At 52.2% G+C, this 22,984-nt stretch carries 19 protein-coding genes; 6 read left to right on the top strand and 13 right to left on the bottom strand.

The window, feature by feature from the left end:
- Positions 1-37 precede the first annotated feature (37 nt).
- The 7 genes from KI228_RS21935 to ilvY all read right to left on the bottom strand — a co-directional run bounded on the left by KI228_RS21935 (position 38) and on the right by ilvY (position 8,309).
- Entirely contained in the window at positions 38-1,759 is a 1,722-nt protein-coding gene (locus KI228_RS21935) for a DUF7055 domain-containing protein (RefSeq protein WP_141227680.1), read from the bottom strand.
- Positions 1,740-2,894 (bottom strand): glycosyltransferase family 4 protein, encoded by a 1,155-nt coding sequence (locus tag KI228_RS21930; protein WP_146255628.1) that lies wholly within the window; start codon positions 2,892-2,894, stop codon positions 1,740-1,742. Before KI228_RS21930 ends, KI228_RS21935 begins: the two co-directional genes overlap by 20 nt.
- Positions 2,895-2,989: 95 nt before the next feature.
- Positions 2,990-3,382, bottom strand: coding sequence for a GtrA family protein (locus tag KI228_RS21925; RefSeq protein WP_061069426.1), 393 nt, complete (start codon positions 3,380-3,382; stop codon positions 2,990-2,992).
- Positions 3,379-4,068 (bottom strand): methyltransferase domain-containing protein, encoded by a 690-nt coding sequence (locus KI228_RS21920; protein ID WP_044267336.1) that lies wholly within the window; start codon positions 4,066-4,068, stop codon positions 3,379-3,381. Before KI228_RS21920 ends, KI228_RS21925 begins: the two co-directional genes overlap by 4 nt.
- Entirely contained in the window at positions 4,065-5,354 is a 1,290-nt protein-coding gene (locus KI228_RS21915) for a glycosyltransferase family 2 protein (protein ID WP_081097213.1), read from the bottom strand. The genes KI228_RS21920 and KI228_RS21915 overlap by 4 nt, the downstream gene beginning before the upstream one ends.
- A 726-nt stretch (positions 5,355-6,080) precedes the next feature.
- A complete protein-coding gene (gene fabV / locus KI228_RS21910; RefSeq protein ID WP_042998779.1) occupies positions 6,081-7,274 on the bottom strand; it encodes an enoyl-ACP reductase FabV in 1,194 nt (397 codons plus the stop codon).
- A 132-nt stretch (positions 7,275-7,406) separates the two neighbouring features.
- The gene (ilvY, locus tag KI228_RS21905; protein WP_042998780.1) at positions 7,407-8,309 is read right to left on the bottom strand and encodes an HTH-type transcriptional activator IlvY; all 903 of its coding nucleotides are present in this window, start codon (positions 8,307-8,309) and stop codon (positions 7,407-7,409) included.
- A 158-nt stretch (positions 8,310-8,467) separates the two neighbouring features.
- Here ilvY and ilvC point away from each other — a divergent pair, with 158 nt between their 5' ends.
- Positions 8,468-9,943, top strand: coding sequence for a ketol-acid reductoisomerase (gene ilvC, locus KI228_RS21900; protein WP_044267332.1), 1,476 nt, complete (start codon positions 8,468-8,470; stop codon positions 9,941-9,943).
- 122 nt (positions 9,944-10,065) lie between these two features.
- On the opposite strand, the gene ppiC is transcribed toward ilvC, so the two are convergent.
- From ppiC to KI228_RS21880, 4 genes are all read right to left on the bottom strand, one after another.
- Complete coding sequence (gene ppiC, locus KI228_RS21895) at positions 10,066-10,347, bottom strand: peptidylprolyl isomerase PpiC (protein WP_001140251.1); 282 nt, start codon at positions 10,345-10,347, stop codon at positions 10,066-10,068.
- Between the two features lie 101 nt (positions 10,348-10,448).
- The gene (locus KI228_RS21890; protein ID WP_042998782.1) at positions 10,449-11,594 is read right to left on the bottom strand and encodes a glycerate kinase; all 1,146 of its coding nucleotides are present in this window, start codon (positions 11,592-11,594) and stop codon (positions 10,449-10,451) included.
- Between the two features lie 7 nt (positions 11,595-11,601).
- The gene (locus KI228_RS21885; protein ID WP_042998783.1) at positions 11,602-12,870 is read right to left on the bottom strand and encodes a GntP family permease; all 1,269 of its coding nucleotides are present in this window, start codon (positions 12,868-12,870) and stop codon (positions 11,602-11,604) included.
- Positions 12,871-12,989: 119 nt separating this feature from the next.
- Positions 12,990-14,129 (bottom strand): sugar diacid recognition domain-containing protein, encoded by a 1,140-nt coding sequence (locus KI228_RS21880; protein WP_061069427.1) that lies wholly within the window; start codon positions 14,127-14,129, stop codon positions 12,990-12,992.
- 381 nt (positions 14,130-14,510) lie between these two features.
- On the opposite strand from KI228_RS21880, the gene rep reads away from it, so the two are divergent.
- On the top strand, positions 14,511-16,535 hold the full coding sequence (gene rep / locus KI228_RS21875; RefSeq protein WP_061069428.1) for a DNA helicase Rep: 2,025 nt from the start codon (positions 14,511-14,513) through the stop codon (positions 16,533-16,535).
- A gap of 44 nt (positions 16,536-16,579) precedes the next feature.
- Here rep and gppA read toward each other — a convergent pair whose 3' ends face one another.
- Complete coding sequence (gene gppA, locus KI228_RS21870; RefSeq protein ID WP_042998786.1) at positions 16,580-18,064, bottom strand: guanosine-5'-triphosphate,3'-diphosphate diphosphatase; 1,485 nt, start codon at positions 18,062-18,064, stop codon at positions 16,580-16,582.
- 135 nt (positions 18,065-18,199) lie between these two features.
- The gene (gene rhlB / locus KI228_RS21865) at positions 18,200-19,468 is read right to left on the bottom strand and encodes an ATP-dependent RNA helicase RhlB (protein ID WP_042998787.1); all 1,269 of its coding nucleotides are present in this window, start codon (positions 19,466-19,468) and stop codon (positions 18,200-18,202) included.
- 239 nt (positions 19,469-19,707) lie between these two features.
- On the opposite strand from rhlB, the gene trxA reads away from it, so the two are divergent.
- From trxA to wecA, 4 genes are all read left to right on the top strand, one after another.
- Positions 19,708-20,037, top strand: a complete 330-nt coding sequence (gene trxA, locus KI228_RS21860) for a thioredoxin TrxA (protein ID WP_001280776.1) — start codon at positions 19,708-19,710, stop codon at positions 20,035-20,037.
- A gap of 133 nt (positions 20,038-20,170) precedes the next feature.
- A complete protein-coding gene (locus tag KI228_RS21855; protein ID WP_071887707.1) occupies positions 20,171-20,290 on the top strand; it encodes a rho operon leader peptide in 120 nt (39 codons plus the stop codon).
- Positions 20,291-20,377: 87 nt separating this feature from the next.
- Positions 20,378-21,637 carry a transcription termination factor Rho gene (gene rho, locus KI228_RS21850; protein WP_002437993.1) on the top strand — a complete coding sequence of 420 codons (1,260 nt, stop codon included), beginning with the start codon at positions 20,378-20,380 and terminating at the stop codon, positions 21,635-21,637.
- A gap of 238 nt (positions 21,638-21,875) precedes the next feature.
- Positions 21,876-22,979 carry a UDP-N-acetylglucosamine--undecaprenyl-phosphate N-acetylglucosaminephosphotransferase gene (gene wecA, locus KI228_RS21845; protein ID WP_042998788.1) on the top strand — a complete coding sequence of 368 codons (1,104 nt, stop codon included), beginning with the start codon at positions 21,876-21,878 and terminating at the stop codon, positions 22,977-22,979.
- Positions 22,980-22,984 lie beyond the last annotated feature (5 nt).

The following is a 22,984-nucleotide window of genomic DNA, read 5'->3' as shown; positions in this document are numbered from 1 at the left end:
ATGACCTGACCGGGTTATCTCCTGTTTTTTTGTAAGCTCAACGGTAATACGTATGGGCAAACAGTTTTTTGTTATCATCTCCGTCTTTGAACAACCCATCATAATTCCCTTCTGGCAACAATAGCGCCTTCTCCGGACCATTAAGTAAGGTGATAGTTTTAGCGCCTGCCGACAAAGTAACCGGCGGGGCGAGTGTGATCCCTTCCACGTTTATTTGTGCTGATACGGGGGTGCCGGTTTCACTGTACAACTGATATCTTCCGGACAGCGGTACGTTAAATTCCTCCTGACGGCCAATGTGTAGTTGTCGCCCCGCCAATCTTATATTTGGCGCGACCTTGACGTAGCTGTTGTCGATGGCTTCTGCGATAGCAGAATAGATATTACTCAACCGGTAGGACCATATAATGACTTTCGGGGGGGACTGAGTCAGCACTTGCCAGGCTTCGGAATGTTTACCTTCTCGCCGTGTCTTTAAAACATACCAGGCATCGAGCCATAGCGTCGTCGGCTCCAGCCTGTTGGGCAGCATCCCTATACCATCAAAATACTTTTCGTCAGGTTTGAGCAGTGCTTCTGCTCTGGTAACCAGTTCAAGTTGTTGCACATTGTTAATTTTCAGGTAGCTGAGATTGAGACAGTAGCTTGAAACCAGGGTTACTGTTGTCACCGCCAGGATAAATAATCTCGTGGCTGGCCTGCGGTTTTGGGCGAGAAGGCTATCTAGCGGGATGAGGGACCAGAGCGATATAAACGGTAGCGCCATAATAAACACATAGGGCCAGGGCTGGTTATGAGTGAAAACTAACGTGGTAATGACGAATGAAAAAATCAGGGCGATGCGCGTTTTTTCATTCAAGGTTTTCCAGCGCTTTAATGCCATTATCATGCCGCTAAAACAGAGCAGATAGAGAAGCGTATTGTCTAAAAGGGTTTGCAAGACATATACACGAATCCCGTTATAGGCTTCGCTGCTGTATACCGCCACTTCTACCGGACCGAAGATCAAACCTTCAGCGATACGTAACGGGTCGCTGCCGCCAAATATAAAGCAATAGGCAATTGCAGGAAGTAACCAACCGGCGGTTAAGTAAAAGCCGCGAACGATAGCATCGATGAAATGTTTGCGCAGCGTAGCGTCAATCACTAATCCAAGCCCAAGCGCCAGATTGAAGAACGCTGATTTTTGGGTAACTAAAAACGCCAGTCCGCTCAGGATACCGGCGATAAAAATCTTTCTTGCGTTGAGCGTATGGCCGCGCAGAATTACCAGAACGGCGGCAAGGGCGAAAAACAGCGCCAGGGGCTCTGAACGGGTGCGGAAGATACGCTCCATAAAATTCGTAAAACAGAGCAAAACAAGAATAATAAAAAGCGCCCGTAAGCGCTGCTCGCCCAGCGCACGCGCGCAGGCATAGACTAGCAGCAGGGTTCCACAAGCGAGGAGTGCCGTCTGCATCCGCGCGACGAGAATGATCGAAACCGCATCCCACCCAATCAGGTGAGCCAGTTTATAAAACACCGCAAACCCTACGGCCTTAGGGGGGGGAATTGTGTCGAATAGTCCATTAGCAAAATACTTGGCGTAGCCAAGTTGGGCAAACTCATCCATGATCAAGAGAATATGCCAGGCAAAAACGAAAATAAGCGTAACTTTAATGGCAATACTCACACCAAGGAGGAGCGTTAACCTGCGCGGGCAGGCGCCAATAAAAAGCGTGCCGGAGGTATCCATTTTATTATCTTCTGGCTTTGCCATTGGCTTTATCTCCATCTCCATTTAGCACCAACTCCATGATTTCCTGCGCCATTTTTCGCCAGCTATAATGTTCTCTGGCATAACAAATCATGGCTTCACGTTCGTGGAGGGAGAGCGCGCAGTTATCTATTGCGACAGAGCAGAGCTGTGCCGAACGTTGTGGCTCGTTGAGGTCTATGTTCACACCATGTATCCAGCTTGCCGCTACGGGATCGGCTCTGTGAGCCGGGCTACCGCAGATGATGGGTAATCCACAAGCCATTGCCTCCTGGATAACAAGGGGATAGCCTTCTCCGACGGCAGGTAACAGAAGAACATCCGCACAGCGATAAAGCTCTGCCAGTGCGCGGGGGGCCTGAACGCCAAGATCGTAAACGTTGCTCAATCCCCATTCTGCGGGGCGAAGTGGGCCGTTTCCGGCCAGTAAAAACTGGCATTCCGGTCTGGTTATTGCCAGAGCGTGCAGTATCGACAACCCTTTCTTTTCAACATAACGACCCACGAATAGTATGCGCCGGGCACAAGGCGGGAGGTTGTATCTTGCCAGCGGAGTTTGACTGGATACTGAAGTCACGGGGGGATAGAAAATGGTGCTATCAACCCCGTTAAACAGCAATTTATACGGATAACGCGCAGGGGTCCCAAGCAGGTCGTGGCGGACAGTATCGCTAATAAATACCCTGGCATCGGCGGCCCATAACATCGGGCGTGTTACGATCAAATTAGCCAGCCGCATAAGCAGACGCAGTACGGGTGATCTGAAAGGAATGGCAGCAATATGTTGAATCAGAATGACGGGCTTCGCGTGGAGTTTGGCCATCATCATACCAAGGATTGATGTGGCATAGAGCGCATCGTGAATCACCACCACGTCGCTACGCCGTACGGCGTCGCTAAGTGCGCAAATGGCTGTAGGGCCAGGTAACGGCATTGGCAGACCGGTGAGTTTCTCCAACGGATCGACGCAGCGTAACGCGATAATGTTGAGATTATCGGTAGGTAACGCATCGCTGGCGCTGGCTGCCCAATACGGTATCGCTCCCAGGTGTGCGAACTGGCGGCACAAATGCCCGGCAACGCGTTCAATACCTCCGCCGTGTGCCTCGTAGAAATGGCTTATCATCAAGATATTCACTGGCTAGACCCTCACCAGACGCATCGAATGGGGATAAACCACGAGATGGTGTGATACCGTCTTCTGTTGATAGTGCGGATTCAGGGGAACGTTAATCATATCTGTATAGCTTTACTGCGGCCTGACGTGCTGATAGCCCAACGGCTAAGGAGAAAATTCAGCACGAGCATGCAGAGCGAAGCAAGCGGCGCAGCGATGGTCATCGGAAATTCCAGCCAGTGATACCAAATCCAGGTGCTGATAAAGGCAAGAGGGATATTCAGCAACATGCTGATGGTATAACGGCCAAAGCCAGCAAATGAAAGCGGCTGTTTAAACGTGAATAAGCTGTGCAGGATATAACCGACGGTAGCGATGATGGCGAAAGACAACAGGATCGCTAACCAGAGCGCAACGCATAAACTTTCCGCCACGATCATGATGGCATTATGTCCCAGGAAACAGCAGCCAGAAATGCAGAGATAAGTAAAAGAGGTGCGAATTTTCATCGGGGTGCTTTCCGGGCACGAAGTAAAAATACGCAGGCGTTGTCATGCCGTACTTGCGCCGGCGTGACATAATCTTCGAACATGGCGCGCAGATTCATCATGACGGCCAGACCTGAGGCTAGAACGCCGCCGATGAGGGGGAGCCGACGGATGAAAAACGCAAAACCTGTCAGGCGAATAATGGTGGTTGTAGCCAATGGGCCAACCAGAGCGTCGACTTCTTCAACCACAAACCCGCGATCGGTAAGATCGGATATGAGACCGGTGCGGGTCCAGCGGCGGTGATCTTCGGGGTGAGGATGATAGAGCCAGGTTCCGTGCGTGGAGAGTAACAAGAGACCATCATCATTTAACAAACGCCGAATTTCAGCGCAATACGCATCAAGATCTCTGACGTGTTCCAGTACCTGGACGGAAAGTATGGCTCCTGCGGCACCATCAGCTAAAGGGATACGTCCCTGTGGGTCAATTTTGAGTGTACCGCTGTCATCAAGATCGGCACCACAATAGTTAATATTCAACTGACGCATCATTTCAGCATAGGGGGAATCGCCGCAGCCAAAGTCGATCATGAAGGTATTTGGCTGAATGTGACGTTCTGCTTGCTCGCGTAATCGTCTCGCCAGTGCACGTAACAACAACCAGTCAGTGTGCCAAATTCGAGGGGTGGCCCTGTTTCTTTTCATACTCCGGGTCCTTGCGGTGAGGTATCTGAATCATGCCGGTTCAGGCTGTCCAGCAGGAGCTGTAGTACGAATCCGGCCAGGACCATCAGCACTCCAGCGATGCAGGCTGTGCTGATGGCAAAAACAATGTGTACCGACTGTTCCATTGAGCCACGGGTAAATATCCAGTGAAAAGCAAGGAGGAGGTCGGCAAAAAAACCGGCTATGGCAAGCACAGATCCGCTGAATACCAGCCACTCGAGAGGGTGCGAGCGCATGAGCCAGGGGATAACCCGGCTTTCCGCAATCGGGTGGTTAATGGCGATGGCGACCTTCGCTAGCACGCCTAACAGGACCGCGATAAGACCAATAAGCGTCGACATTGTCGCCAGGGCAACGAAATGGATACCAAAATAGTAACCGTTGATTTCTATGGGGCCTGCGGCAAGTAGCGCAAGGCCGATAGCTCCGAGCAGTAGTAGCGTAAAGCCAGGGATCAAATAGAGCCTGTCTGGGGCATGAGCGATGAGAAGACGCAGATGTCTCCAGCCGTCACGAAATGAACGTAAATGAGGAGGGCGGTTGCGTTTGTCCGGATAGAGCTTGATAGGCACTTCATGAATGATGAGTCCTGCGCGGTGCGCGTTAATGATCATTTCAGAGGCAAATTCCATACCGGTAGAACGAGTGGCCATTTTTTGAAATGCTTCGCGGGTAAAGGCCCGCATCCCACAGTGGAAATCGCGAATGGGTGAGTGGTAAAGCAGCCTGGCTATGCCGGAAAGCAGTGGATTTCCCAGATAGCGATGCAGAGGAGGCATTGCCCCTGGTTCAATTCCTCCAGCAAATCGATTACCCATAACAAAGTCTGCACCGCTTTCCAGTGCATCGACGAAAATATCTAGCTGGCTCCAGTCATAGGAGTCATCGGCATCAGCCATAATGAGATATTTACCTTTTGCCGCACTGGCAGCCGCGCTTATTGCTGCGCCATAACCTTTGACGGACTGATGAATAACTCGGGCACCCAGTGATTTTGCAATTTCAACGGATTGGTCTGTTGAGCCATTATCACCGATGATAATTTCACCTTGAATACCCAGGCGAGTAAACGCTTCTGTTACTTTCTTAATACAGATAGCAAGCGTAAGTTCTTCATTCAGGCATGGAATGATTGCCGAAACCAGGGGCGCGGGCTCTGCCGCCGGTATCTCAACTGGGGAGAAGGCAACCTGTCGAGAAATATAGTTGGCGGGAGTTAATAAATTATCTGAATAACCAAATCGATGAAAATGCGTTGAATGCATAATAGTAAGCTCCGATCCATGAGCAGGATTAAGAGTCTATCCCAATGGGCTATTACATTTGGCATTCTGAACCTGGGCAGGCGTTTGAACGACCATCAGAGCAGCCTGAAAGGCGTGTGAAGCGAGTCCTCCTCACGTATTCCGGCTATGAACCTTTTGTGCCGTGCCACCCGTGTTGCAACATGACTGTAAAAGTACACCTATTGGGATAGGCTCTATATATCTAATGGCAACTTCAATTTAATTCATATTCTGAATGATTTGGAATATGAATGGGTGCTAGTTAATATACCTTGTGTGGATAATATGCGTTAAGTTAATTCACAACTTAATTTGCGTTATATATATCTAACATCAGATTGCATCGTACAGGAGTTGTCGTTATTAAGTCTACTGGTTTATGGCATGAAAAATAGTAACAGTTTATTCGTTATTTATTAATGTCTATAATGTGATGATTTATTCTGCGCGTCAGGCATTACCCATAAATATATTTTCGTGTAGCAAGTGCCGACGTCTTTCACCCAATGTTATCGCCACAACGCCGTCTCTCAAGCATCACAGACTACTTGTTCTGTTTTTGGGAACGGCTTAACAAGGGGAAGGTTTCATAGATTGCGGTAGGGAATATTCTTTACGCAGGGCGGCACTGCTCTGATTAGTTAAAGTCCTGACTTTTCAGCCAGGACTTTATCAGACGTCTGTTTTTGCTCTTACATCAGCAAATTACAGAGTCACCACATCAAATTCGACTTCGGGGTTCACATCAGCCTCGTAATCGACTTCGTCGAGGCCAAAACCGAACAGGTTAAGAAATTCCAGCTTGTAGCCTGCATAATCGGTTTCTTGCGCCAGGTTTTCGGTGGTGATCAGCGGCCACAGATCCCGGCATGCCTGCTGAATATCTTCACGCAGTTCCCAGTCATCCATGCGGATACGCTGGTGGTCATCAAGCGCAGCCTTGTCACCGTACAGGCTGGTGGTCATCAGACGGTTAATCTGCTCAATGCATCCTTCATGAATCCCTTGTTCTTTCATCAGTTTGAAGACCATAGAGATATACAGCGGCATCACTGGAATGGCCGAAGAAGCCTGTGTGACTACCGATTTCAGGACCGCAACGTTGGCTGTGCCATTGATTGAAGACAGTTGATTACGCAGCGCGCCTGCCGCACGGTCAAGGTCTTCTTTCGCTTTGCCCAGCGCGCCATGCCAATAGATTGGCCACGTCAGGTCGGTACCGATGTAAGAGTAAGCAACGGTTTTCACGCCGTCGGCCAGCACATTGGCCTGGCGCAGGGCATCTATCCACAGCTCCCAGTCTTCTCCGCCCATTACGGTCACGGTGTTCTGAACTTCTTCTTCCGTTGCGGGCTCAATGCTGGCCGTCGTGATCTGATCCTTATTGGTATCAATCGCTTTAGAGGTGTAAACCTCACCAATAGGTTTCAGCGCCGAACGGACAACTTCACCCGTTTTCGGCATTTTACGAACCGGGGACGCGAGTGAATAAACGACTAAATCAATTTGGCCCAGGTCTTCTTTGATGAGCTTGATGACTTCATCACGACATTCGTCGGAGAACGCATCACCGTTAATGCTTTTGGAATACAGACCTTCCCGCTTTGCAGCTTCATCGAAAGCCGCGGCGTTATACCAGCCTGCTGAACCTGGTTTAGATTCGGTACCCGGTTTTTCGAAAAATACGCCGATAGTGGCGGCTCCGCTGCCAAACGCTGCGGAGATTCTTGATGCCAGTCCATAGCCGGTTGAAGCACCGATGACCAGCACGCGGGAAGGACCGTTTTCGATTTTCCCGTTTTGTTTAACGTACTCGATCTGCTTTTCCACATTGACTTTACAGCCAGTCGGATGGGTCGTTGTACAGATGAATCCACGGATTTTTGGCTTGATTATCATAATGATGGCTAATTTAGTTTGTGTTTCGCTGTCATAGGGGCAATGACACCGTCTGTGTATTATGGCGGGTCATTATACAGAAAAGATTCCGCAAAACTGAATCTACCTCTGATTTTAGACCTGACGCTGATACTACTCGGCAATTTTGCGCTCCAGCACAATTTTCCAGAACGCATCAATAAGCGGCTCATGCAGCCGTTTTTTCGGCGCGCAGACGCCCAGTTCGAACGGAGTTTTCTCGTCGCTACGCTCTAAAATCATGACGCGATTGCGCACCGGTTCGGGGCTGTTTTCCAGCACCACTTCGGGCAGTAGCGCCACGCCACAGCCGAGTGCGACCATCGACACCATCGCTTCGTGCCCCCCCACGGTGGCGTAAATCTGCGGGTTGCTGATTTTATGGCGACGAAACCACAGTTCAATGCGGCGGCGCACAGGCCCCTGATCGGCCATGATGAATGGCACCGTAGACCAGTCGGGTTTCTCCACCGAAACCTGATTGCGTACCGGGCAGGGCAGGGCCGGGGCAATGAGTACCACCGCCAGATTTTCCAGCATCGAAAACGCCACCGCGCCCGGCAGCGTTTCAGGCTTACCGGCAATCGCCAGATCCGCTTCGCCGGTCACCACCTTTTCCATGGCATCGGCGGCGTCGCCGGTAGTGAGTTTAATTTCTACTGAGGGATGCTCAGCGCGAAAGCGATCGAGGATTGGCGGTAGATGGCTGTAGGCGGCGGTCACCGAGCAGAAAATATGCAGTTCGCCCGATAGCGACGGACCTTGCTGATCGAGGGTGTGACGCAGTTGCTGATACTGCAACAGCGTCTGCTGGGCAAACGTTCGCAGCTCTTCACCCGCTTCGGTCAGCGTGACTGTGCGATTATCGCGGACAAACAACGGCTGCCCGAGGTCTTCCTCAAGGCGCTGGATCTGCCGTGACAGCGTAGAAGGACTGACGTGCATCGCCCGCGCGCTGCGGCCAAAGTGGCGGCTTTCCGCCAGATGCAGGAACATTTTCAGATCGCGTAAATCCACCGGCGAACCTCTTAATTTTTACGTTGCAGTTATTGCAATGTGACGTTGTGAATATATCAATTTCCGCAATAAATTTCCTGTTGTACTGTGGAGTCATTCTCGCTGAACAGCGAACCGAATAATAAGCACCACAACACAACATCACGGAGTACACCACCATGGCTAACTACTTTAATACACTGAACCTGCGCCAGCAGCTGGCACAGCTGGGTAAATGTCGCTTTATGGGCCGCGATGAGTTCGCCGATGGCGCGAGCTACCTTCAGGGTAAAAAAGTGGTCATTGTCGGCTGTGGCGCGCAGGGTCTGAACCAGGGCCTGAACATGCGTGATTCCGGTCTGGATATCTCCTACGCCCTGCGTAAAGAGGCGATTGCTGAGAAGCGCGCATCCTGGCGTAAAGCGACTGAAAACGGCTTCAAAGTCGGCACGTATGAAGAGCTGATCCCGCAGGCGGATTTGGTGGTTAACCTGACGCCAGACAAACAACACTCTGACGTAGTGCGTTCCGTACAACCGCTGATGAAAGACGGCGCGGCGCTGGGTTACTCTCACGGCTTCAACATCGTTGAAGTGGGCGAGCAGATCCGTAAAGACATCACCGTAGTGATGGTGGCACCGAAGTGTCCGGGTACTGAAGTGCGTGAAGAATACAAACGTGGTTTCGGTGTGCCGACGCTGATCGCGGTTCACCCGGAAAACGATCCGAAAGGCGAAGGCATGGCGATTGCTAAAGCCTGGGCTGCAGCGACCGGCGGCCACCGTGCGGGCGTGCTGGAATCTTCCTTCGTGGCGGAAGTGAAATCCGACCTGATGGGCGAGCAGACCATTCTGTGCGGTATGCTGCAGGCTGGTTCTCTGCTGTGCTTCGATAAGCTGGTGGAAGAAGGGACTGACCCGGCATATGCCGAGAAACTGATTCAGTTCGGCTGGGAAACGATCACTGAAGCGCTGAAGCAGGGCGGTATCACGCTGATGATGGACCGTCTGTCCAATCCGGCGAAACTGCGCGCTTACGCGCTGTCCGAACAGCTGAAAGAAATTATGGCGCCGCTGTTCCAGAAACACATGGACGACATCATCTCCGGTGAGTTCTCTTCCGGCATGATGGCTGACTGGGCTAACGACGATAAGAAACTGCTGACATGGCGTGAAGAGACTGGTAAAACCGCGTTCGAAACCGCGCCGCAGTATGAAGGCAAAATCGGCGAGCAGGAGTACTTCGATAAAGGCGTACTGATGATCGCGATGGTAAAAGCAGGCGTTGAGCTGGCGTTCGAAACCATGGTGGATTCCGGCATCATCGAAGAGTCTGCGTACTACGAATCTCTGCACGAGCTGCCGCTGATCGCCAACACCATTGCGCGTAAGCGTCTGTACGAAATGAACGTGGTGATCTCTGATACCGCAGAATACGGTAACTACCTGTTCTCTTATGCCTGCGTACCGCTGCTGAAAGAGTTCATGACCACGCTGCAGACCGGCGACCTGGGTAAAGCGATTGCTGAAGGCGCAGTGGATAACGCTCAGTTGCGCGATGTAAATGACGCGATTCGCAGCCATGCTATCGAGAAAGTCGGCCAGAAACTGCGTGGTTATATGACCGATATGAAGCGCATTGCTGTTGCGGGTTAAACCGACATTGTCGGGTGGCGGCTACGCCTGACCCGACCTACAAAAGTGCAAAGCCGTAGGCCGGATAAGCATCGTGCCATCCGGCAAAAAAAGCCCAGAGTCTGAACGCTCTGGGCTTTTGCTTAGTTACGGTACAGCACTTTGATGATGTGGTAGCCGAACTGGGTGTGCAGCGGGCCGGTCGGTTCCAGCACCGGGCAGGAAAAGACCACTTTATCGAACGCCGGAACCATCTGGCCCTGGCGGAATTCGCCTAAGTCACCGCCTCGTTTGCCTGACGGGCAGATGGAATGTTTCTTCGCCAGTTTGCCGAAGTCGGCGCCGTTTTTAATCTGCTCCAGAAGATCCAGTGCCAGTTTCTCTTCTTTAACAAGGATATGTAGTGCTGCTGCGGTTTTTGCCATGATCGTGCCTTGAGTCGGGGAAATGAAGGGGGCGATTTTAGCATGTGGGGAGAGGGAAAGAATATCCAGGCCAGCGGTTGGTGACTGGCCTGGATATAGGATTAGTGAATTTGCTGCTGCGACAGCTTCCAGACGCTGGCAATATTACGTGCCGAAATGCGCAGATTGTATTCTGCGTCCTCTAAGGCTTCCGGTAGCGTGGCGATGCGCGTCAACACCGAGAAAACGGCATCCAGCCCATGCTCATGAACAATCTGATGATCCTGGGTCAAACCGCCGGCAAGCGCAATAACCGGTTTTTGATAGCGTTTGGCGCAGCGGGCAACGCCAATCGGCGTTTTGCCGCAGATGCTCTGGCTGTCGAGGCGACCTTCTCCGGTGATCACCAGACTGGCATCGGCTACCAGGCGCTCCAGTTGCAGCGCGTTAATCACAATCTCCACACCGGGTTTTAAATCAGCGCCCAGTAGACCGAGTAATGCGGCTCCCATTCCGCCTGCTGCGCCAGCGCCCGGCGCATTCATTACATCCCGACCGGTAAACTCCTGTAGTCGCTTGCCATAAACCGCCAGCGCACCGTCTAACGCTGCAACCATCGCTTCCGTCGCCCCCTTTTGTGGGCCGAAAATGGCAGAGGCCCCCGTCGGACCGCACAGCGGATTGTTGACGTCGCAGGCCACGGTGATGGAGACCGTCTTTAGACGCGGGTCGGCGTGGGAAGTGTCGATTGTTGCCAGTTTACTGAGCGCACCGCCGCCTTCGGGAAGCGCGTCTCCTTTTTCATCCAGGAGGTCGATGCCCAGCGCCTGTAGCATGCCCGCGCCTCCGTCATTCGTCGCGCTGCCTCCGATGCCAAGAATAATGTGCTCAACGCCCCGATCGAGTGCGGCAAGGATGAGCTCGCCCGTTCCATAGCTGGTGGTCAGCAGTGGGTTACGATGCTCTGGCGGCACATGGTGGAGACCTGACGCCGCAGCCATTTCGATCACCGCCGTCTTCCCGTCACCCAGCATTCCCCAGCGTGCCTGGACCGGTGTTCCCAGAGGGCCCGTGACATCGATAAAGTGGTAATGGCCCTCAGTGGCCTCCACCATCGACTCAACGGTGCCTTCGCCGCCGTCCGCCATAGGGAGTTTGACATACTGGGCATCGGGATATATTTCGCGAAACCCCTGTTCGATAGCCGTCGCCACCTGCATGGCAGACAAACTTTCTTTAAATGAATCTGGTGCGATAACTATTTTCATTGTGTGCTTACCCGGCGAGTCCGAAGACACCAAACAGCAGTGTCGAAATCAATGCGATGACGAAACCAACAAGGGTTTCATAAGGCAGAAGTTTTAAGCGTTCATGGATTTGCATACTGACGCTACCGCCAGTGGCGTGGAAAAAACTGCCGTGAGGGAGATGATCCAGAACCGTCGCCCCGGCATGAATCATGACTGCACCGGCAAGCGCAGAGACGCCAAGTCCCAGCAGCGTTTGACTGAACACGCCTGCTGCAACGGCGGTTCCGGCCGTTGTCGACGCGGTGGCCATCGACATAATTGCGCCAGAGATGGGGGCCAGGAGATAAGAAGGGAGACCGGAAGAGGTTAATCCGTCGATCAGGACCTCTTTTAACGCTGAGTTGGCAATGATGCCAGCCAGCGTGCCGGTACCGAGCAGCATAATGGCGACAGGTGCCATGCGCGTCAGCCCGGACATCATAAAGGCGTTACTTTGTTTAAATCGGCCCATCAGGATTGCGCCGACTAATCCTCCCACTGGCAGAGCAATGAGCGGATCGATAGCAATGCCCGCCACAGGACGCAGCGCTAACAGAATAATGGCAACAAGGGGGGCGCTGATGGCCGCCAGAAATCCGGGTTGTGTGCCGTGCGTGTCCTGAGAAATGATCTCTTCCGTCGTGACCATCGAGCCTTTTTGGCTCAGACGCTTCGCCAGAAAATAGGCGATTGCCAGGCCGAACAATCCGGGAATAATCCCCCCCATCATGACGGATGTGAGCGGGACATGGAACGAATCCGAAGCGGCAATGGCATTGGGATTCGGTGACATGACGTTACCCGCTTTGCCACCGCCAATCATCGCCAGCAAAATGGCGAGTTTTGATAGCCCGGCGCGTCTGGCGATCGAAAGCGCAATCGGCGCGACGGTAATCACCGCGACATCGATAAAAACGCCAACGGCCGTCAGAATCATAGTGGCAATGGCTAAGGCAAGCAGGGCACGACTTTCGCCCACTTTTTTCACTACCGTTTCCGCGATTGTGTTCGCGGCGCCGGATTCGATCAGCACACCAGCCAGTACGCCTGCAGCGAGAATGCGCAGTACGGCATTGGTGATGCCCTGCGCACCCGTGACCATCAGCGTGACGGTCTGGACCAGGTCTGCCCCGCCGACGAGACCACCGACCAGCGCACCCACCATCATGCCGTACGCGGGAGAGACTTTGCGTAATATTAAGACGATCGCCACCACGAGTGCGATGATGGCGCCTGTTGCGGATATTGAAACCATCTTCTGCTTTCTCCATTAAATTGACTGGGGCAGTATGGAGAAGCCGCCGGGAATAGCCTTGTGAGGATCCGCTAAAAAATACGCGTCTGACAGGATGTAAATTTGGAGGAAAATACAGACTACCGCTGCAGCTCCATGCCAATGTACAACCAAAGGAGTTGTTTCAAGTTGTTGATTTTTATTCCCGTTATCTCTTCAACGCGTTGCAGTCGATAGCGCAGGGTGTTTACGTGAATATGCAGACTGGTGGCAGTTTGCGAAAGATCACAATTATGTTCGAAATAGTGCTGCAATGTTTTTTGCATGACGCCTTTGCTGTCCTGAGTAACCAACTCGCACCATATTTTTGATAACTCTTCCGCTTGCCAGGTGCCGGAAAGTCCCCCCAGCAATGAGGCCAGCGCGTAGTCATCGTGAAAGATAAATTGATGCTTAAGCTTCAGTCTTTTCACCATTGCCTGGGTTGATTTCGCTGTCTGATAGGAGCGTCGCAGGCCATTTTCTCCCGCAAAATAGCCGCCGACGATGAGCCGTGAAAAGCCGCAGGACTGTGCGTAATGCTTAAATTTCTGTAGCTCGTGCTGCTCCAGCGATTTATTGAGAGTCCCATTTTTCAGGGTGACGGGTTTGAGGATAATCAGCTCGTTAAAGTCGGAAAATGTCACCAGATGGTCGCGGGCGCTGTATTCAAAATAATCCATCAGCGTACGTAGCGCATCGCGATCCGGCTGCTGCAATTCCATGATAAGCACCACGCGCGGCAGCTGGAGATTAACGCCTAACCATGAGACCACGGCGCTTAACGATGACGGAGGCGGGTCGCGTAAAATAAGCTGGTTGATTAGCTCTTCGCGGTAGCGTTTATCCCACTGTTTTTGTTCAAGTAACGCCATTTGTTCAATAATGAGTTCCGACGCCATCTTGACGAGTTGCGCATAAGCCTTCACCTCACCCGGCTCTCCGGTGATACCCAGTACGCCGATAAGCTGATCGCGAAAATTTATTGGCAAATTAATACCGGGCTTCACACCTTTGAGTTTGTCAGCCGTCGCCGAATCGATTTCAACAATCCGGTTTTCAGTTAACGCCAGCACCGCACCTTCATGGCGCTGATGTAAACGGGACGCCTCACCTGAGGCAATGATCATGCCGTGCTCGTTCATAACGTTAACCGAATAGGGGATAATCCCCATCGTGCGTTGGACTATCTGGCGAGCGGTTGAGTCTTGTAGGTAGTAAGTGGCCTGGATCTTATTCATTGTATGCTCAGCATAAGAGGAGGTGCGGTACGTGGCAGCACCTGATTTATTAGCGTATTTGGTTCAGAAATGTTTCGGTTGAATAAACAAAGAAAGTGGGATGAACGGTCTTCTTTTTTGTCGGTTTATACAAGCCAAAGCAGCTTAGTCCGACTATTGTTACTGTTTTTCTTTTATACTCAATATGTTAATTAAACCTCTTGTGCAGGCGTTGTGTAATTTTTTCCGTGTGATCGGCGTTCAGGATTGTTCAGAATCTGGACAGCAGCACAAGCTTACTTACCCTCACAGGCAGCGTTACGCGCGGTTACGGAAAGCTCAATCTCGACCTCGCTTTCTGCTACAATTCGTCCCCCGTTCGAAGATTGAGCACTTTTACCTATGCGTTTAAACCCCGGCCAACAACAAGCTGTCGAATTCGTCACCGGACCGTGCCTGGTGCTGGCGGGGGCGGGTTCCGGTAAGACACGCGTGATCACCAACAAGATCGCCCATCTGATCCGTGGCTGCGGCTACCAGGCGCGACACATTGCGGCGGTGACTTTTACTAATAAAGCGGCGCGCGAAATGAAAGAGCGTGTCGGACAGACGCTGGGACGCAAAGAAGCGCGCGGGTTGATGATCTCCACTTTCCATACGTTAGGGCTGGAGGTGATTAAACGCGAATACGCCGCGCTGGGGATGAAGTCGAATTTTTCGCTGTTTGATGACACGGACCAGGTTGCGCTGCTCAAAGATCTGACGGAAGGGCTGATTGAAGACGACAAAGTGATACTGCAACAGTTGATCTCGACGATCTCGAACTGGAAGAACGATCTCAAAACGCCCGCACAGGCGGCCGCCGGTGCGAAAGGCGAGCGCGATCGTATCTTTGCACACTGCTACGGGCTGTACGACGCGCATATGAAAGCCTGCAATGTCCTCGACTTTGATGATTTGATTCTGCTACCGACGCTGCTGTTGCAACGTAATGAAGAGGTGCGTGAGCGCTGGCAGAACAAGATTCGCTATCTGCTGGTGGATGAATATCAGGACACCAACACCAGTCAGTACGAACTGGTGAAATTGCTGGTGGGAAACCGGGCGCGATTCACCGTCGTAGGGGACGACGATCAGTCGATTTACTCCTGGCGCGGGGCGCGTCCGCAAAACCTGGTGTTGTTAAGTCAGGATTTTCCGGCGTTACAGGTGATCAAACTGGAGCAGAACTACCGCTCCTCCGGGCGGATCCTGAAGGCGGCGAACATCCTCATTTCCAATAACCCGCACGTCTTTGAAAAACGGCTTTTTTCCGAGCTGGGATATGGCGCGGAACTCAAAGTTCTGAGTGCGAATAATGAGGAGCACGAAGCCGAGCGGGTGACCGGGGAACTCATCGCCCATCACTTTGTAAATAAAACGGAATACAAAGATTACGCTATTCTGTATCGCGGCAACCACCAGGCGCGAGTATTCGAAAAATTCCTCATGCAGAACCGGATCCCCTACAAAATCTCCGGTGGAACGTCGTTCTTCTCGCGTCCGGAAATTAAAGACTTGCTGGCCTATCTGCGGGTGTTGACCAATCCGGATGATGACAGCGCGTTCCTGCGTATTGTGAATACGCCAAAGCGTGAAATTGGCCCCGCCACGCTGCAAAAGCTGGGTGAATGGGCGATGACGCGGAACAAAAGCCTGTTTACCGCCAGTTTTGATCTGGGGCTGAGCCAGACGCTCACCGGGCGCGGCTATGACTCGCTCACCCGTTTTACCCACTGGCTGGGCGAGGTTCAGCGGTTGGCAGAACGTGAGCCGATTGCCGCTGTTCGCGATCTCATCCACGGAATTGATTACGAATCATGGCTTTACGAAACGTCGCCCAGCCCAAAAGCCGCTGAAATGCGCATGAAAAACGTCAACCAGCTGTTTAGCTGGATGACCGAAATGCTGGAAGGCAGCGAACTGGATGAGCCGATGACGCTCACTCAGGTTGTCACCCGCTTCACGCTACGTGACATGATGGAGCGCGGCGAGAGTGAGGAAGAGCTGGATCAGGTGCAACTGATGACGCTGCATGCCTCGAAAGGGCTGGAGTTCCCGTATGTGTTTATGGTGGGTATGGAAGAAGGCTTCCTGCCACACCAGAGCAGCATCGATGAAGACAACATTGATGAAGAGCGCCGCCTGGCTTATGTCGGCATCACCCGCGCGCAGAAAGAGCTGATTTTTACGTTGTGTAAAGAGCGACGTCAGTACGGTGAACTGGTGCGTCCGGAGCCGAGCCGTTTCCTGCTGGAGTTACCGCAGGACGATCTGATCTGGGAGCAGGAGCGTAAAGTGGTGAGCGCCGAAGAGCGAATGCAGAAAGGGCAAAGCCATCTGGCGAATCTGAAAGCGATGATGGCGGCGAAAAGAGAGAAATCGTAGGCTGGAGGCCGGATTAGGCATTTACGCCGCCCTCCGGCAGTGAATCATTCACGCACTGCTAAAGGCCAGTGGACATAGCTCTGCCACTGGCTTTCTTGTTCAATCAACTCTTTCCCCAACGGATGCTGTTCCAGCCAGTCCGGCGGTAGCGCCAGGGTGAGAATTTCATTCGATGCCTGTAGCGTAATAGCTGGCACCAGATCGTCACGACGGCGGCTGGCGAAGATAATCGCCAGTCTGAGCAGACGACAAAGATGCTCCGCCACACGCGGCGGTACGGCATTTTGCTGATGCAACGACGAGAGATCGACCGGGTTGGTCTGATTTAACAATAGCGTGGCGAGCAGTTTTTTCTGTGCGGGCGTGAAGCCCGGCAGATCCAGATTACGGACCAGATAGGCGGCATGCTGAGGCGCTTGCTTAAAATCAACGCTCAGGCCTATCTCGTGCAGCTGGCAGGCGCTGATCAGCAGTTCGCGGCTGATCGGCTCAAGATGCCACTCATTTTCTACCTGATCGAGAAAACTCACCGCCAGATTCGCAACGCGATGCGCCTGTTCGGTATCCACCATAAACCGGCGCTGAATGTTACGCAGCGTGCGGCTGCGAATATCCTGATCCACCGCGAGATGCAGCATCCCGTAGACCAGCCCTTCACGTAATGCCCCACCGGCCAGGGTCATACACTGAATATTGAGTTCGGTGAAGATGGCGATAAGAATAGCCAACCCGCTGGGGAACACCAGCGCGCGTTCCAGGGTTAAGCCTTCAATTTCAAGCTCTTCCAGACGACCGCAGTGAATCGCCCGCTGTTTCAACTGCTGCAGTTTCGCCAGCGTGATGCGCTCATCCATCCCCTGCGCCATCATGATTTCCTGCAACGCCTGAACGGTACCGGAGGCACCGACGCAGACTTTCCAGCCGTGATAGCGAAGTTCATCGGCGACCGGGCGCAGCACATCGCGCGCCGCTTTTTCCGCTTCGTCGAAATTCTCTTGTGCCAGATTGCGATCGGTAAAGTAGCGTTCGAGCCAGGTGACGCAGCCCATTGACAGGCTGAACAGGGAGGTGGTTTGCGCACCTGTTCCGGTGACCAGTTCGGTGCTGGCGCCGCCGATATCGACGACCAGACGCTGATCCGCTCCGCCAGTGGTGTGCGCCACGCCCTGATAAATCAGGCGCGCTTCTTCTTCACCGCTGATGACCTGAACCGGACAACCGAGGATTTCCTGCGCTTTAGCGATAAACTCGCTGGCGTTTACCGCGATACGTAACGTAGCCGTAGCGACCACGCGAATTTGCGGCTGCGGAATATCCTGAAGGCGCTCGGCAAACAGACGCAGGCATTGCCAGCCGCGTTCCATTGCTTCAGCAGAAAGGACATTGTTGCTGTTCAGACCGGCGGCCAGACGCACTTTGCGTTTAATGCGCGTGAGCGTCTGGATGCTGCCCGCTACCTCGCGTACGACCAGCATATGAAAACTATTGGAACCGAGATCGATAGCGGCGTACAACGAGGTAGAATTCATACACTTCATCCTTCAACCGGTATCTGTGCTGGCTGCGTTTTTTCACCCGAATCACTGGCTAAAGTAAGTTCATCAGGATTCGTTTTCTTGCCGCCCTGATACAGGCTGAATGATGTTGTGTATGGCATAACTTTCTTAACCTGAACGACGACGATTACGCGGAGCACCGCCAGAGCGGCGCGGGCCATTGCCAGGGCGCGTACGCGTCAGGCGCAGCGGCTTCGGCAGATTGTTCATCAACGCTTCCGGGTTGTATTTACTCACCGGAATCGAGTGACCAATGTAGGTTTCAATCGCTGGTAGGTTCAGGGCGTACTCTTCACAGGCCAGGCTGATCGAGTGACCGCTTGCACCAGCACGGCCCGTACGACCGATGCGGTGTACGTAGTCTTCGCAATCGTCCGGCAGATCGTAGTTAAATACGTGCGTCACGGCAGGAATGTGCAGGCCGCGCGCGGCAACATCGGTTGCGACCAGAATATCCAGATCGCCACGGGTAAATTCATCGAGAATACGCAGACGTTTTTTCTGCGCCACATCGCCAGTCAGCAAACCAACGCGATGACCATCGGCGGCAAGATGACCCCAGATATCTTCGCAGCGGTGTTTGGTGTTCGCGAAGATGATGGCGCGATCCGGCCACTCTTCTTCGATCAGCGTTTGCAGTAAGCGCATTTTCTCTTCGTTAGACGGATAGAAAAGCTCTTCTTTAATACGGTGACCCGTTTTTTGTTCCGGCTCGACTTCAACGTATTCGGCGTTGTTCATCTGTTCGAACGCCAGTTCACGCACGCGGTAAGAGAGGGTAGCAGAGAACAACATGTTCAGGCGTTGGTTGGCCGGCGGCATGCGGCGGAACAGCCAGCGAATATCTTTAATAAAGCCCAGATCGTACATGCGATCGGCTTCATCGAGGACCACCACCTGGATGGCGCCCAGGTTGATGTGATTCTGTTTCGCGTAATCGATCAGACGACCCGTGGTGCCGATGAGAATATCGACGCCGCTTTCCAGCACTTTTAGCTGTTTGTCGTAACCGTCACCGCCGTAAGCGAGACCCAGCTTCAGACCGGTCGTCTGTGCCAGCGGCTCGGCATCAGCGTGGATCTGCACGGCTAACTCACGCGTCGGCGCCATAATTAAGGCGCGTGGCTGGTTCACCTTGCGATCGTCAATCGCGGGATGAGAGAGAAGATAATGAAACGTTGACGTCAGGAACGCCATCGTTTTTCCGGTACCGGTTTGCGCCTGCCCTGCAACATCGCGACCAGCCAGCGTAAGCGGCAGTGCGAGGGCCTGAATGGGCGTGCAGTTATGAAATCCTTTATTTTCAAGGGCTTCGATAACCTTTGGGTGCAGGGCGAAGTCGGAAAACTTCTGTTCTGTTAAATGTGTTTTGCTCATAGTGTGGTAGAATATCAGCTTACTATTGCTTTACGAAAGCGTATCCGGTGAAATAAAGTCAACCTTTAGTTGGTTAATGCTGTACACAAATCATTCATGATGCGTCGAGGCGGCAAGCGAACGCGTCCACAAGAACGTACAGAGTACGTGACCTGGACGATGAGTGAAGCCAACAAAGAGGCAGCTTAAAGGATGATGTGTATACACCAACACACCAGGCTTATTCCTGTGGAGTTTATATGAGCGATAAAATTATTCACCTGACTGACGACAGTTTTGACACGGATGTACTCAAAGCGGACGGGGCGATCCTCGTTGATTTCTGGGCAGAGTGGTGCGGACCGTGCAAAATGATCGCCCCGATTCTGGATGAAATCGCTGACGAATATCAGGGCAAATTGACGGTTGCTAAACTGAACATTGACCAAAACCCAGGCACTGCGCCGAAGTATGGTATCCGTGGCATCCCGACCCTGCTGCTGTTCAAGAACGGTGAGGTTGCAGCGACCAAAGTGGGCGCACTGTCCAAAGGTCAGCTGAAAGAGTTCCTCGACGCGAACCTGGCGTAAGCCGGACGTCTCATGTTCGGGCGACCTGAATCCTAATTGATTCGGATGACTGGACGCCCGACTTGAGTCGTGCTAAGTTAGTGTTGACTTCGTATTAAACATACCTTATTAAGTTTGAATCTTGATAACTCCAATACTTCCCGTTTTTTCTCGCACGCGAAGTGGACAGATTCCTGGCTTATCATTCAATCCGTCTTGTCGTTTCAGTTCTGCGTACTTTCCTGTGACCAGACAGCGAACAGACATGAGTTGATGGCCGTAAACAGGCATGGATGACCCTGCCATACCATTCACAACATTAAGTTCGAGATTTACCCCAAGTTTAAGAACTCACACCACTATGAATCTTACCGAATTAAAGAATACGCCGGTTTCTGAGCTGATCACTCTCGGCGAAAATATGGGGCTGGAAAACCTGGCTCGTATGCGTAAGCAGGACATTATTTTTGCCATCCTGAAGCAGCACGCAAAGAGTGGCGAAGATATCTTTGGTGACGGTGTGCTGGAGATATTGCAGGATGGATTTGGTTTCCTCCGTTCTGCAGACAGCTCCTACCTCGCCGGTCCTGATGACATCTACGTTTCCCCCAGCCAAATCCGCCGTTTCAACCTCCGCACTGGTGATACCATCTCTGGTAAGATTCGCCCGCCAAAAGAAGGCGAACGCTACTTTGCGCTGCTGAAAGTTAACGAAGTTAACTACGACAAACCGGAAAACGCCCGTAATAAAATTCTCTTCGAAAACTTAACCCCGCTGCACGCAAACTCTCGTCTGCGTATGGAACGTGGTAACGGCTCTACCGAAGACTTAACGGCGCGCGTTTTGGATCTGGCTTCACCAATCGGTCGTGGTCAGCGTGGTCTGATCGTCGCACCGCCGAAAGCCGGTAAAACCATGCTGCTGCAAAACATTGCGCAGAGCATCGCTTACAACCACCCTGACTGTGTGTTGATGGTGCTGCTGATTGACGAACGTCCGGAAGAAGTGACCGAGATGCAACGTCTGGTGAAAGGTGAAGTTGTTGCTTCTACCTTTGACGAACCGGCATCCCGTCACGTTCAGGTAGCGGAAATGGTGATCGAGAAAGCGAAACGTCTGGTTGAACACAAAAAAGACGTTATCATTCTGCTCGACTCCATCACCCGTCTGGCACGTGCATACAACACCGTGGTTCCGGCTTCCGGTAAAGTGCTGACCGGTGGTGTGGACGCTAACGCTCTGCATCGTCCGAAGCGTTTCTTCGGTGCGGCGCGTAACGTGGAAGAGGGCGGCAGCCTGACCATCATCGCAACGGCGTTGATCGATACCGGCTCTAAGATGGATGAAGTCATCTACGAAGAGTTTAAAGGCACCGGTAACATGGAACTGCACCTCTCTCGTAAGATTGCTGAAAAACGCGTCTTCCCGGCTATCGACTACAACCGTTCCGGTACCCGTAAAGAAGAACTGCTCACCACTCAGGAAGAGCTGCAGAAAATGTGGATCCTGCGCAAGATTATTCACCCGATGGGCGAAATCGACGCAATGGAATTCCTCATTAATAAACTGGCGATGACCAAGACTAACGACGACTTCTTCGACATGATGAAGCGCTCGTAAACGAGCTCTCAGCCGAAAACGCCACGTTTTTACGTGGCGTTTTGCTTTTATGTCTGTAATCTTAACGACAAGTTAACAAATCAGGGGTTATTGTCCTCCGCTGCACGTGCGTCAGCCATCAAGTGCGACACGTGGTTAATAATTATACAAAACAGACGGTTCGGAGTGGAGTTTCCCTTCTGAATACAGGCCTTCGTGGTTATACTTCTGCTTATAATTTTCTCTGAGAGCACGCATTGTGAATTTACTGACAGTCAGTACTGATCTCATCAGTATTTTTTTATTCACGACACTGTTCCTGTTTTTTGCACGGAAGGTCGCAAAAAAGGTCGGTTTAGTGGATAAACCCAACTTCCGTAAACGCCACCAGGGATTGATACCGTTGGTTGGGGGCATCTCAGTTTATGCGGGGATTTGTTTCACATTTAGCATTGTGAATGTCTATATCCCCCACGCTGCTCTCTATCTGGCTTGTGCCGGTGTCCTGGTCTTTATCGGTGCACTGGACGATCGCTTTGATATTAGCGTAAAAATACGTGCCACCATTCAGGCTGCTATCGGCGTAATTATGATGGCGGTGGGCAAGCTTTATCTCAGCAGCCTCGGTTATATCTTTGGCCCGTGGGAGATGGTGCTCGGCCCGTTTGGTTATTTCCTCACGCTCTTCGCCGTATGGGCCGCGATCAATGCCTTCAACATGGTGGATGGTATCGATGGCTTATTAGGCGGGCTCTCCAGCGTCTCATTTGCCGCAATGGGGCTTATTCTGTGGTTTGATGGACAGACCAGTCTGGCTATCTGGTGCTTTGCCATGATCGCCGCCATCCTGCCCTATATCCTGTTGAACCTCGGTGCGCTTGGCCGTCGCTATAAAGTGTTTATGGGTGACGCCGGCAGTACGCTGATTGGTTTTACCGTTATCTGGATCCTGCTTGAAACTACCCAGGGTAAAACGCACCCGATAAGCCCGGTTACCGCGCTATGGATCATCGCCATTCCGCTGATGGACATGGTGGCCATCATGTATCGTCGTCTGCGTAAAGGGATGAGCCCGTTCTCGCCAGACCGTCAGCATATTCATCATTTGATCATGCGTGCAGGGTTTACTTCACGTCAGGCGTTTGTCCTGATCACGCTAGCCGCCGCAATACTGGCCTCGATTGGCGTGCTGGCGGAATATTCTCATTTTGTCCCGGAATGGGTCATGCTGGTGCTCTTTTTGCTAGCATTCTTCCTCTACGGTTACTGCATTAAACGTGCCTGGAAGGTGGCGAGGTTCATTAAGCGCATGAAGCGCAGATTACGAAGAAACCGTGATAACAATCCAAAATTAACCAAGTAAATGAG

Origin of the sequence: Citrobacter amalonaticus, assembly GCF_018323885.1 — a bacterium.
GTDB classification, from domain to species: domain Bacteria; phylum Pseudomonadota; class Gammaproteobacteria; order Enterobacterales; family Enterobacteriaceae; genus Citrobacter_A; species Citrobacter_A amalonaticus.
Note: the sequence above shows the minus strand (reverse complement) of the source record. Positions and strands in the feature narration are given on the sequence as shown.

Bases quoted from the DNA above. Each gene is read 5' to 3' on its own strand.
- fabV (WP_042998779.1), bottom strand. From the start codon at position 7,274: ATGATAATCAAGCCAAAAATCCGTGGATTCATCTGTACAACGACCCAT.
- KI228_RS21890 (WP_042998782.1), bottom strand. From the start codon at position 11,594: ATGAAAATAGTTATCGCACCAGATTCATTTAAAGAAAGTTTGTCTGCC.
- KI228_RS21885 (WP_042998783.1), bottom strand. From the start codon at position 12,870: ATGGTTTCAATATCCGCAACAGGCGCCATCATCGCACTCGTGGTGGCG.
- KI228_RS21920 (WP_044267336.1), bottom strand. From the start codon at position 4,068: ATGAAAAGAAACAGGGCCACCCCTCGAATTTGGCACACTGACTGGTTG.
- rho (WP_002437993.1), top strand. From the start codon at position 20,378: ATGAATCTTACCGAATTAAAGAATACGCCGGTTTCTGAGCTGATCACT.
- ppiC (WP_001140251.1), bottom strand. From the start codon at position 10,347: ATGGCAAAAACCGCAGCAGCACTACATATCCTTGTTAAAGAAGAGAAA.
- ilvC (WP_044267332.1), top strand. From the start codon at position 8,468: ATGGCTAACTACTTTAATACACTGAACCTGCGCCAGCAGCTGGCACAG.
- rhlB (WP_042998787.1), bottom strand. From the start codon at position 19,468: ATGAGCAAAACACATTTAACAGAACAGAAGTTTTCCGACTTCGCCCTG.
- KI228_RS21925 (WP_061069426.1), bottom strand. From the start codon at position 3,382: ATGAAAATTCGCACCTCTTTTACTTATCTCTGCATTTCTGGCTGCTGT.
- KI228_RS21915 (WP_081097213.1), bottom strand. From the start codon at position 5,354: ATGCATTCAACGCATTTTCATCGATTTGGTTATTCAGATAATTTATTA.
- gppA (WP_042998786.1), bottom strand. From the start codon at position 18,064: ATGAATTCTACCTCGTTGTACGCCGCTATCGATCTCGGTTCCAATAGT.
- rep (WP_061069428.1), top strand. From the start codon at position 14,511: ATGCGTTTAAACCCCGGCCAACAACAAGCTGTCGAATTCGTCACCGGA.
- KI228_RS21880 (WP_061069427.1), bottom strand. From the start codon at position 14,129: ATGAATAAGATCCAGGCCACTTACTACCTACAAGACTCAACCGCTCGC.
- KI228_RS21935 (WP_141227680.1), bottom strand. From the start codon at position 1,759: ATGGCAAAGCCAGAAGATAATAAAATGGATACCTCCGGCACGCTTTTT.
- trxA (WP_001280776.1), top strand. From the start codon at position 19,708: ATGAGCGATAAAATTATTCACCTGACTGACGACAGTTTTGACACGGAT.